This is a genomic window from Streptomyces boetiae, from assembly GCF_031845405.1.
GTDB lineage: Bacteria > Actinomycetota > Actinomycetes > Streptomycetales > Streptomycetaceae > Streptomyces > Streptomyces boetiae.
The window spans coordinates 105,904-116,484 of record NZ_JAVREN010000015.1 but is presented as its reverse complement, the minus strand read 5'-3'; the positions used below and the strand labels follow the sequence as shown (position 1 = coordinate 116,484).

Below are 10,581 nucleotides of genomic sequence, written 5' to 3'. Positions count from 1 at the left end.
CAGCAGGCCCAGCCGCAGCCCTACCCCCAGCAGTACCAGCGGCCCGTCCCGCCGCCCTACCAGGAGCCCCCGCCGCGCCGCGCCGCCCCCGAGCCCCGGCGCGACCGACGCGAGCCGCGCCCGCCGTCACGCAGCGCGAACCCCATGCGGATTCCCGGACTCGGCTGCCTCAAGGGCTGCCTGTTCGTGATCCTGATCCTCGTGGTCGTCGTCGTGCTCGTCTGGAACTTCACGCCGATTCAGGACTGGATTGCCGACGGGCGCAGTTTCTGGGACACCGTCACCGACTGGTTCGACGACGTCAGGGAATGGCTCGGCCTCATCGAGGAGGCGGACCAGCAACGCCAGCAGATCCAGGAGAACCTCGAGAACCTGGAGAGCCGGGCGGACCTGCAGCCGTCCGAATAGCGAATGACCGCGGAGATTTATCGACTTACGGGGGTGAATTTCAACGGCCTTGCCCGGGAAAACCGGGCAAGCCGGGCGCCCCGTCCTCCCGCTGTCAGAGCGGCGTCGTAGCCTCACGCCATGGCACGGAACATCGGCAGCCACTACACCGCCCACCGCGTCCTCGGCCGCGGCGGCGCCGGGACGGTGTGGCTCGGGGAGGGGCCGGAGGGCCCCGTCGCCATCAAGGTCCTGCGGGAGGACCTGGCCGCGGACCCCGACCTCGCCGAGCGCTTCGCCCACGAGCGGCACGCCCTGCTCGGCCTGGAGCACCCGCACATCGTCGGCGTCAGGGAGCTGATCATAGGCGGCCCCGACGGCCGCGACATCGCCCTGGTGATGGACCTGGTCGACGGCCCCGACCTCCGCGCCCACCTGCGCCGCGAGCGCCGCCTCGCGCCCCGGGACGCGGTCGCCATCACCGCGGGTATCGCCTCCGGGCTGGCCGTGGCGCACGCCGCCGGCATCGTCCACCGCGACGTCAAGCCGGAGAACATCCTGCTCGACACCTCGGCCACCGCCGCCGGGCCCACCGCGCTCCTCACCGACTTCGGCGTGGCCAAGCTCATCGACGAGCCCCGGCACGGCGGCAAGGGCGGCGTCGTCGGTACCCCCGACTACCTGGCCCCCGAGATCGTCGAGGGCCTCCCCCCGCGCGCCGCCGTGGACATCTACGCCCTGGTCACCGTGCTCTACGAGCTGCTGGCCGGCTTCACGCCCTTCGGCGGCGGCCACCCCGGCGCGGTGCTGCGCCGCCAGGTCACCGAGACCGCCGCCGAGCTGCCCGGCATCCCGCGCGAGCTGTGGGAGCTGATCCAGCAGTGCCTGGCCAAGGCCCCGGCCTCCCGCCTGCGCGCCGCCGAGCTGGCCTCCCGGCTGCGCGAGCTGCTCCCCGATCTCGAAGGGCTGCCGCCGCTGGACATCGGCGACCCCGAGGGGCACGCGGAGGAGCCCGCCCCCCGCGAGGAGCGCCCCGCGCCCGTGCCCGCGGGCGCCGGCCGCGGCCCGCGCCCGGCCGTTCCCCTGGTGCGCGGCGCCGCCCCCGACTCGGAGCGCGCCACGCACACGCGGATGCGGGTGCCCGACCCCGACGAGCTGGCCGGCGGCGCCCACGGCACCGCCCGCAGCATCCGCCCCGTGGGCCAGCCCCGCGCGGGCTCGGCCCGCCACGGCGCCGCCGCCCGCCGCCGCCGTCGCCTGGCGGTGACGGCCGGAGTGCTCGCCGCGGGCGCGCTCGGCGGCTGGCTCCTCCTCTCCGGCGGCGACGGCGAGGAGGACGGAGGCCGCCAGGGCGGAACGACCGGCGTCGAGTCCGTCGTGGAGGACGCGGGCGGCGGGCCCGTGGACGGGCCCGCCGACGAGGACGGCGGCGCAGGCCTGGCGCCCGCGGCCCCCTGAGCGCCCCGGCCGCGGCGGAAGCCTCCGGCCCCGACGATGACCGGCAGGTGACCTCGGGCGCCGTCGCCGATCGGCACCTACGCGCATGCGTAGGTCCTCGAACGCCCCGCGCGGGCCGCGTCCGCGATCACCACCTACGAAGGCTCGCTAGGTGGGCCGAACGCCCCCGCGCGGGCCGCGTGTGTCTGCTCGGGCCGTCCCGGCCAGGGACGCGCAGGGCCGGACTTCCGCCGACCCCGAGCGGTTACGCTGGGGGGCGTGGCAGTCCTGGATGTTTCCGAAGCCCTGAAGTCCCTCACCTCCACCATGGAGTCGATCGAGGCCGTCATCGACCTCGACCGCCTGCGGGCGGACATCGCCGTGCTCGAGGAGCAGGCCGCGGAGCCCACCCTCTGGGAGGACCCCGAGCGCGCCCAGCAGGTGACGAGCCGGCTGTCGCTGCTCCAGGGCCAGCTTCGCAAGATCGGGGAGCTGCGCGGCCGGATCGAGGACGTCGAGGTGCTCTTCGAGCTGGCCGAGGCCGAGAGCGACGCGGACGCCCGCCGCGAGGCCGAGGGCGAGCTGGACGCGGTCACCAAGGCCGTTGCCGAGCTGGAGGTGAGGACGCTGCTCTCCGGCGAGTACGACCAGCGCGAGGCGCTGGTCTCCATCCGGGCCGAGGCCGGCGGCGTGGACGCGGCCGACTTCGCCGAGCAGCTCCAGCGGATGTACCTGCGCTGGGCCGAGCGCCGGGGGTACCCGACCGAGATCCTGGACACGTCCTACGCGGAGGAGGCCGGCATCAAGTCGACCACCTTCACGGTCAAGGCCCCCTACGCCTACGGCACGCTCTCCGTCGAGCAGGGCACGCACCGGATGGTGCGCATCTCCCCCTACGACAACCAGGGCCGCCGCCAGACCTCCTTCGCCGGCGTCGAGGTGCTGCCGGTGGTCGAGCAGACCGACCACATCGAGATCCCGGAGAACGAGATCCGCGTGGACGTCTTCCGCTCCTCGGGCCCCGGCGGCCAGTCGGTCAACACCACCGACTCCGCGGTCCGCCTCACGCACCTGCCCACCGGCATCGTGGTCTCCTGCCAGAACGAGAAGTCCCAGATCCAGAACCGCGCCGCCGCCATGCGCGTGCTCCAGGCCCGCCTGCTGGCCCACCAACGGGCCGAGGAGCAGGCGAAGATGGACGCCCTCAAGGGCGACGGGGGCAACTCCTGGGGCAACCAGATGCGCAGTTACGTTCTTCAGCCGTACCAGATGGTCAAAGACTTGCGCACGGAGCACGAAGTCGGTAACCCGCAGGCCGTTCTCGACGGCGATATCGACGACTTCCTCGAAGCGGGAATCCGCTGGCGGAAACAGCGCGAGAAGTAGTCTTCACGCAACTTCCACCGTGCGTATGGTATTTAGCGGACATCCTGCTTGACGGCTGTGCGGTGAGAAGGAAAGCTGTTCGTCCGGCATGCCTAGGGTCTGGGGTGCGTGTTGCGCGAGGGGCGAGTGAACGACGCGGGATCCCCCCACGCCGGCCGCGCCGCCCCTGCGTGAGGCTGCCCCGGATTCTTGATCGTCAACAAACGGACAGCTACAGGGGGTAGTGAATACATGGCCAGTCCCAAGACTCGGGCCAACATGGCGCGCGTGGCCGCGGCCGCCGTCTTCGCGGCGGGCGCCTCGCTCGCCGTGGTCGGCACCGCTTCGGCCGATTCGCCCACCGAGCGGCCGCAGAGCCAGCCGAACGCCCAGAACGCCGTCGCGGGCCTCATCGCCGGCGCGGACGGTGGCGTTCTCGGACTCGTCGAGGGTGCCGAGGGGGGTGACCAGGGCGCGGACGAGGGTGCCGACGAGGGCGCGGACCAGGGCGCGGACGAGGGTGCCGACGAGGGTGCCGACGAGGGCGCGGACCAGGGCGCCGACGAAGGTGCCGACCAGGGTGCCGACGAGGGCGCGGACGAGGGTGCCGACGAGGGCGCGGACGAGGGTGCCGACGAGGGCGCGGACGAGGGTGCCGACGAGGGCGCGGACGAGGGCGCGGACCAGGGCGCCGACGAAGGTGCCGACGCCGGCAGCAACGGCACCGTCCAGGGCGTGACCCAGGGCAGCGACAACGGCGGCGCCGAGGGCAACAACGGTGGCGCCGACGGCGACAGCGGCGGCAACGACCCCCAGAGCACCGGCGGCGGCAGCACCGGCTCCGTCGAGCAGCCCCCGCCCTCCGAGGACCTGACCGACGAGGTCCCCCAGGGCACCACGGGCAGCACGGGCGGCGGCGAGCTGGCCGAGACCGGCTCCTCGACCAACCAGACCCTGCTGATCATCGGCGCCGCCACCATGATCGCCGGCGGCGTGGGCTTCCGTTACCTGCCCCGCGTGATCAACAAGAACGTCACCCCGGCCTGACGCGGAACCCCGCGGCGGCCCACCGGCTCGTGACACGGCGCGACGGGCCCGGAGCACTCGGTGCTCCGGGCCCGTCGGCGCGCGTGGACGCGGGCGCGCGGCGGCGCGGTCAGGCCGGTCTCGTCACCAGCAGGGCGACCGCCACGAGCGCCAGCAGCAGGGCCACCAGGCCCGCGGGGCCGCCCAGGGGCCCCCAGCCCCCGCGCGTGGCGCGCAGCCGCGCCAGCTCGGCCCGGCAGACGGCGCAGCGGCCCTCGCTGACCCGCCCCGCGCAGTTCGCGCACACCAGCCAGTCGGCGGTCATGCGATCGTCTCCTCTCCTCTCCCCCTGCTCTCTACTGTGCCAGGGTCGGGCCCGAAGCGCAGGGGCCGTGGCCCCCGAACAGACCGGACAGACAACGCAAGCCGCACAAGTCGCGTAAACGGGGCGCCGGGCGGCGGGGCCTGCGGACCACCCGCCGCTTCGCGTATGGTCTGCCCCAAGCGGGAGGGGGAGCTTCCCGCACTTACCCGGTAACGACATGGTGTAACCGTGATCCGATTCGACAACGTCTCCAAGACGTACCCCCGGCAGAACGCCCCGGCGCTGCACGACGTCTCGCTGGAGATCGAGCGCGGTGAGTTCGTCTTCCTCGTCGGGTCCTCGGGCTCCGGCAAGTCGACCTTCCTGCGGCTGGTCCTGCGCGAGGAGCGGGCCTCCACGGGCACCGTCCACGTGCTGGGCAAGGACCTCGGGCGGCTCTCCAACTGGAAGGTGCCGCAGGTCCGCCGCCAACTGGGCACCGTCTTCCAGGACTTCAGGCTGCTGCCGAACAAGACCGTGGGCGAGAACGTCGCCTTCGCCCTGGAGGTGATCGGCAAGTCCCGCGGCCAGATCCGCAAGACGGTGCCCGAGGTGCTCGACCTGGTCGGCCTGGGCGGCAAGGAGGAGCGGATGCCGGGCGAGTTGTCGGGCGGTGAGCAGCAACGCGTCGCCATCGCGCGGGCGTTCGTCAACCGCCCGATGCTGCTGATCGCCGACGAGCCGACCGGCAACCTCGACCCGCAGACCTCCGTGGGCATCATGAAGCTGCTCGACCGCATCAACCGCACCGGCACCACCGTGGTGATGGCCACCCACGACGCGCAGATCGTGGACCAGATGCGCAAGCGCGTGATCGAGCTGGAGCGCGGACGCCTCGTCCGCGACCAGGTCCGCGGCGTCTACGGCTACCAGCACTGACTGAAAGGACGCCATGCGCGCCCACTTCGTTCTGTCGGAGATCGGCGTCGGTCTGCGGCGCAACGTCACCATGACCTTCGCGGTGATCGTCTCCGTCGCGCTGTCGCTGGCCCTCCTCGGCGGCTCGCTGCTCGCCCGCGAGCAGGTCAACAGCATGGAGGACTACTGGTACGACCGCGTCGAGGTGTCGATCTTCCTCTGCAACGCCAACGACGCCGAGACCGAGCCCAACTGCGCCCGCGGCCCGGTCACCGAAGAGCAGAAGCAGCGTATCCAGGCGGAGCTGGAGGAGAACGACCTGGTCGACCGCGTCTACTACGAGTCGGCGGAGCAGGCGTTCGAGCACTACCAGGAGCAGCAGCGGGACTCCCCGATCGCGGCCGTGGTCACCCCGGACCAGATGCAGGAGTCCTTCCGCGTCAAGCTGACCGACCCCACCCAGTACGAGGTGATCTCCTCCCTCTTCGCCGGGCGGGACGGTGTGCAATCCGTCACGGACCAGCGGTCGTTGCTGGAGAACCTCTTCAACCTCCTCAACGGCGTCAACTACGCCGCCCTCGGCCTGATGGCCCTCATGCTCGTCGTCGCCCTGCTGCTGATCGTCAACACCGTGCGCGTCTCCGCGTTCAGCCGCCGGCGTGAGACCGGGATCATGCGCCTGGTGGGCGCCTCCAGCTTCTACATCCAGCTCCCCTTCATCCTGGAGGCGACCATCGCGGGCCTGATGGGAGCCGTGTTCGCCTGCCTCCTGCTGGTCGGCGTCAAGTACTTCGCGATCAACAACTTCCTCGCGGAGCGCATCCCCGTCATCGAGTTCATCGGCTGGGACGCGGTCCTCGCGGTGCTGCCCTGGGTCCTGGCCGTCGGCGTGCTGATGCCGTCCGTGGCGGCCTTCTTCGCCCTGCGCAGGTACCTGAAGGTGTAGCGCGGGGGAAGCGCGGATGTGAGCTTCCGCCCCGTCCGTCACCCCGTGGCCACTCCCGTCCGCCCCCGTTCCGTGCCCTACACTCCGCACCATGTCTCGTCCGTGTCCTGGCACTTCCGACCGCCCCGGGCGGCGCGGTGCGGCGCTCGCGTGCCTCTTCGCCGGGATCCTCGCGGCGGGCGCGGCCACCGGGGCCTGGCCGGACCCGGCGGGCGGCGCCGAGACCGCGGACCCGACCGACGCCGGTGAGCTGGTCGGCGAGCGCGCCGGGGACCGCTGGGCCGCCGCCTACTCCGCCGAGGAGTACGCCGAGGTCCGCCGCACCCTGGAGGGGGAGTACGTCGGCACCGGCATATCGGTGGTCCGCACCTCCGGGGGCCGGATCGAGGTCAGCGAGGTGCACGCGGGCAGCCCGGCCGAGGCGGCCGGCATCCGCCCCGGCGACCGGCTGCTCACCATCGACGGCGCCGCCCTGGACGGCGAGGCCGTCACCGACGCGGTCGGCCGCCTGCGCGGCAGCGACGAGCCCGAGCGCGCCGGCCCCGGCAGCACGGTGCTCCTGGGCGTGGAACGCGAGGGGCGGCGCTGGGAGGCCGAGGTGGAACGCGCGCGGCTGGCCGTCGACCCCGTGACCGTCGCCCGGGACGAGGGGGTCACCCGCATCCACGTCAGCTCCTTCACCCGCGGCTCGGCCGACCTGGTCCGCGCCGCCGCGGCCTCCGCGCCGGAGGAGGACGGCATCCTGCTCGACCTGCGGGGGAACGCCGGCGGCCTGATCGACGAGGCCGCGGGCGCCGCCTCGGCCTTCCTGGACGGCGGCCTGGTCGCCACCTACGACGTCCGCGGCGACCAGCGGGCCCTGCACGCCGAGCCCGGCGGGGACACGGACACGCCCCTGGTGGTGCTCGTGGACGGCGGCACCATGAGCTCGGCCGAGTTGCTCACCGGCGCCCTCCAGGACCGCAACCGCGCGGTCGTCGTCGGCTCCCGGACATTCGGCAAGGGCACCGTCCAGATGCCCAGCGAGCAGCCGGACGGCTCCGTGGCCGAGCTGACCGTGGGCCACTACGCCACGCCCCGGGGCCGGACCGTGGACGACGACGGCATCCTGCCCGACCTGGTCGTCCCCCCGGGCGGCGACGCGGAGGCCGAGGCCCGCACCGTGCTGGGCGGCCTGGCCGAAAGCGGCTGAACGGCTCCGCGGGCCGGTAGAATCGGCAGGTCATGGCTAAGACGGCAAAGGAAAAGGCGAAAGCCGCGGCGGCGGGCCGGCGGCTCATCGCGCAGAACAAGCGCGCCCGGCACGACTACCACATCCTGGACACCTACGAGTGCGGCCTGGTGCTCACGGGCACCGAGGTCAAGTCGCTGCGCCAGGGCCGGGCCTCGCTCGTGGACGGCTTCGCGCAGGTGGACGGCGGGGAGGCGTGGCTGCACAACGTGCACATCCCCGAGTACGCCCAGGGCACGTGGACCAACCACAGCGCCCGGCGGAAGCGGAAGATGCTGCTGCACCGCGCGGAGATCGACAAGCTGGTGGGCAAGCTCCAGCAGTCGGGCATCACGCTGGTGCCGCTGTCGTTGTACTTCAAGGACGGCCGGGCCAAGATCGAGATCGCGCTGGCCGAGGGCAAGCGCGAGTACGACAAGCGGCAGACCCTGCGCGAGAAGCAGGACCGCCGCGAGGCCGACCGCGCCATGTCGGCGGCCCGCCGCAGGCAGCGCGCCTGAGGCCCCGCCCATGGCGTACACTGGCTGAGTACAACTGCACAGGGGGATGATCGGTTTCGACAGCGGATGTCGAAGCAGGGGAAGCGAGCCGAGGAACGCGGCAATGATCTCGTTAACCATGTGCCGCAAAAAAATAATCGCCAACACCAAGCGCGATTCCTTCGCCCTCGCTGCCTGAGCAGCGACCTGCGAAGTGTCAGTCCGGGGATGTTCCCGCCCCGGGTCCTGGCATCAGCTAGGGGACTCACCAATGGTTCCGGTCACGGGAGCCTGAGGGACAACACACAGTGACTGAGCCCGTCGGAGACTTGTCCGCGTGATCTCCGGGGCCGAGAAAAGCACAGCGGACTGCGCTCGGAGAAGCCCTCCTTCCGCTCCGTTGGACGCGGGTTCGATTCCCGCCATCTCCACATCTCCAGGTGAACGCCCAGGCGGCGGTGTCCTCGCAAGGACACCGCCGCCTCGGCGTGTCCGGAAGGGGGTGTGACCCCGGCCACGCCTGGGACCGGTCTCACACCTCCCGAGGGCAGCGGATTGTCAGGGGTGCCGGGTAGGGTGCGCCGCATGGGGAGGAATCGCGGGCGTCTGGGCCTGCTCATCGGAGGGATCGCCGTCATCGCGGTCGCGGCCCTGGTGGCCGTGCTGCTGCTCAGGGGCGGCGACGGGGGGGACGACCAGGCCGATCGCGCGCGGGAGGGCGCGGAGGCGTTTCTGTCGGACTGGGCCGGCGGTGACCTCGCCGCGGCGGCCGGCCGCACGGACGACGCCGAGGCCGCGGAGTCGCTTCTCGGCTCCGTCCAGGAGAACATGCGCCCCGAGGCCCTGGCCTTCGAGATATCCGGCGACCCGGCCGAGCCCGAGGGCGCCGACGCCCCCGAGGGCGCGCTCAACGTCCCGTTCACCGCGACGTTCACCTTGGAGGGCATCGGGGAGTGGTCGTACGAGTCGGCCGCCCTGCTGGTGCCCGCCGGTGACGGCGAGGAGTGGACCGTGCGCTGGGAGTCCGCGCTGGTCCACCCCCGGCTGGAGGACGGGCAGACGCTGGTCCTCAGCACCGAGGACGCCGAGCGGGGCGCCATCCTGGCCGCCGACGGCAGCGAGCTGGCCGGGCCCTCGACCGTGTGGGACATCTCCATCTGGCCCGCCCTGCTGGAGGACCCGGACGCGGCCTACGACGCCATCGAGGCCATGGGCCAGGACATCGACATATCCGCCCTGCGGGACCGCGTCGAGTCCTCCGCGCCGGACCAGGCCGTGCAGGTGATCACGCTGCGCGACGAGGAGTTCCAGCGGGTCAGGCCCGGCCTGACCCAGGTCAGCGGCATCCAGTTCAACGAGAGCAGCCGCACCCTCGCCCACGCCGCGCGGCCCCTGGTCGGCGGGCTCGACCCGGAGACCGGCGCCGGGGCCAGCGGGCTCCAGCAGCGCTACGACGACCAGCTCTCCGGAACGCCCGCCGCCGCCGTGGTCATCGCGGACCGGGAGTCCGGCGAGGCCGTGGAGACCCTGCACGAGCAGGAGGACGCCGCCCCCGGCGAGCCCGTGGAGACCACGCTCGACCTCGGGGTGCAGCAGGCGGCCGAGGAGGCCCTGGAAGAGCTGGGGCGGAACGCCTCGATCGTCGCCGTGCAGCCCTCCACCGGCGCCATCCTCGCCGCGGCGGACTACCCGGCCGACGGCTTCAACCGCTCCTTCCAGGGGCAGCTCCCGCCCGGCTCGACGTTCAAGGTGATCACCGCGGCGGCCCTGCTGGAGGGCGGCACGGCCATGGGCGACGCGCTCGGCTGCCCGCAGTTCGTCTCCGTGGACGGCCAGACCTTCGAGAACCAGGACCAGTTCGAGCTGGGCCCGGACACCACGCTGCACGACGCGTTCACCAACTCGTGCAATACCGCCTTCATCGACAACCGCGACCGCTTCGAGAACGACACGCTCAACCGCACCGCGGCGGCCTTCGGCATCGGCGGGGTCTGGGAGGTCGGGGCCTCCACCTACGACGGCAGCGTGCCCGTGACCGAGTCGCCCAACGCGCTCGCGGCCTCGCTGATAGGCCAGGGCGAGGTGCTGGCCAGCCCGCTGGTGATGGCCTCGGTCGCCGCCACCGTCGCGGACGGCACCTTCCGCCAGCCGGTGCTGGTGCCCGACGCGGTCGAGGAGCGGCACGAGGCCGCCTCCTCGCTCGGGGAGGGCACGATATCCGCGCTGCGGACGATGATGCGCGACACCGTGACCGAGGGCTCGGCCTCCGCGCTGCGCGGCGTGCCCGGGGCGCCGCACGGCAAGACCGGCACCGCCGAGTTCACCGACGAGAACGGCGACCTGTCCACCCACGCCTGGATCATCGGCTTCCTCGGGGACCGCGACCTGGCCTTCGCCGTGATGCTGGAGGCCGGCGGCTCGGGCGGCGCCGACGCCGGCCCCGTTGCGGCCGACTTCCTCAACCGCCTTCCCTGACCCGGGCCTTCCC

At 72.7% G+C, this 10,581-nt stretch carries 9 protein-coding genes, 1 other RNA gene and 1 pseudogene; 10 read left to right on the top strand and 1 reads right to left on the bottom strand.

Annotated features, from left to right (window positions below):
• The 4 genes and pseudogenes from RM780_RS12985 to RM780_RS12970 all read left to right on the top strand — a co-directional run.
• Positions 1 to 408, top strand: a pseudogene (locus RM780_RS12985) (serine/threonine protein kinase); the annotation flags it as partial.
• A gap of 120 nt (positions 409 to 528) precedes the next feature.
• Positions 529 to 1,845 carry a serine/threonine-protein kinase gene (locus RM780_RS12980; RefSeq protein WP_311630817.1) on the top strand — a complete coding sequence of 439 codons (1,317 nt, stop codon included), beginning with the start codon at positions 529 to 531 and terminating at the stop codon, positions 1,843 to 1,845.
• Positions 1,846 to 2,103: 258 nt separating this feature from the next.
• Positions 2,104 to 3,210, top strand: coding sequence for a peptide chain release factor 2 (prfB, locus tag RM780_RS12975; protein WP_311630816.1), 1,107 nt, complete (start codon positions 2,104 to 2,106; stop codon positions 3,208 to 3,210).
• A gap of 231 nt (positions 3,211 to 3,441) precedes the next feature.
• Positions 3,442 to 4,236: an LPXTG cell wall anchor domain-containing protein gene (locus RM780_RS12970; RefSeq protein WP_311630815.1), complete on the top strand. Its 795-nt coding sequence runs from the start codon at positions 3,442 to 3,444 to the stop codon at positions 4,234 to 4,236.
• Between the two features lie 109 nt (positions 4,237 to 4,345).
• On the opposite strand, the gene RM780_RS12965 is transcribed toward RM780_RS12970, so the two are convergent.
• The gene (locus tag RM780_RS12965) at positions 4,346 to 4,540 is read right to left on the bottom strand and encodes a hypothetical protein (RefSeq protein WP_311630814.1); all 195 of its coding nucleotides are present in this window, start codon (positions 4,538 to 4,540) and stop codon (positions 4,346 to 4,348) included.
• A 228-nt stretch (positions 4,541 to 4,768) separates the two neighbouring features.
• On the opposite strand from RM780_RS12965, the gene ftsE reads away from it, so the two are divergent.
• The 6 genes from ftsE to RM780_RS12935 all read left to right on the top strand — a co-directional run bounded on the left by ftsE (position 4,769) and on the right by RM780_RS12935 (position 10,568).
• A complete protein-coding gene (gene ftsE, locus RM780_RS12960) occupies positions 4,769 to 5,458 on the top strand; it encodes a cell division ATP-binding protein FtsE (RefSeq protein ID WP_311630813.1) in 690 nt (229 codons plus the stop codon).
• 13 nt (positions 5,459 to 5,471) lie between these two features.
• Positions 5,472 to 6,383, top strand: coding sequence for a permease-like cell division protein FtsX (gene ftsX / locus RM780_RS12955; protein WP_311630812.1), 912 nt, complete (start codon positions 5,472 to 5,474; stop codon positions 6,381 to 6,383).
• A gap of 91 nt (positions 6,384 to 6,474) precedes the next feature.
• Positions 6,475 to 7,575, top strand: a complete 1,101-nt coding sequence (locus RM780_RS12950; protein ID WP_311630811.1) for a S41 family peptidase — start codon at positions 6,475 to 6,477, stop codon at positions 7,573 to 7,575.
• A gap of 32 nt (positions 7,576 to 7,607) precedes the next feature.
• Positions 7,608 to 8,114 carry an SsrA-binding protein SmpB gene (gene smpB / locus RM780_RS12945; protein ID WP_311630810.1) on the top strand — a complete coding sequence of 169 codons (507 nt, stop codon included), beginning with the start codon at positions 7,608 to 7,610 and terminating at the stop codon, positions 8,112 to 8,114.
• Positions 8,115 to 8,156: 42 nt separating this feature from the next.
• Positions 8,157 to 8,527: a transfer-messenger RNA gene (ssrA, locus tag RM780_RS12940) on the top strand.
• 151 nt (positions 8,528 to 8,678) lie between these two features.
• Positions 8,679 to 10,568: a penicillin-binding transpeptidase domain-containing protein gene (locus RM780_RS12935; RefSeq protein ID WP_311630809.1), complete on the top strand. Its 1,890-nt coding sequence runs from the start codon at positions 8,679 to 8,681 to the stop codon at positions 10,566 to 10,568.
• Positions 10,569 to 10,581: the final 13 nt, after the last annotated feature.

Bases quoted from the DNA above. Each gene is read 5' to 3' on its own strand.
- RM780_RS12935 (WP_311630809.1), top strand. From the start codon at position 8,679: ATGGGGAGGAATCGCGGGCGTCTGGGCCTGCTCATCGGAGGGATCGCC.
- RM780_RS12965 (WP_311630814.1), bottom strand. From the start codon at position 4,540: ATGACCGCCGACTGGCTGGTGTGCGCGAACTGCGCGGGGCGGGTCAGC.
- RM780_RS12970 (WP_311630815.1), top strand. From the start codon at position 3,442: ATGGCCAGTCCCAAGACTCGGGCCAACATGGCGCGCGTGGCCGCGGCC.
- RM780_RS12980 (WP_311630817.1), top strand. From the start codon at position 529: ATGGCACGGAACATCGGCAGCCACTACACCGCCCACCGCGTCCTCGGC.
- ftsX (WP_311630812.1), top strand. From the start codon at position 5,472: ATGCGCGCCCACTTCGTTCTGTCGGAGATCGGCGTCGGTCTGCGGCGC.
- RM780_RS12950 (WP_311630811.1), top strand. From the start codon at position 6,475: ATGTCTCGTCCGTGTCCTGGCACTTCCGACCGCCCCGGGCGGCGCGGT.
- smpB (WP_311630810.1), top strand. From the start codon at position 7,608: ATGGCTAAGACGGCAAAGGAAAAGGCGAAAGCCGCGGCGGCGGGCCGG.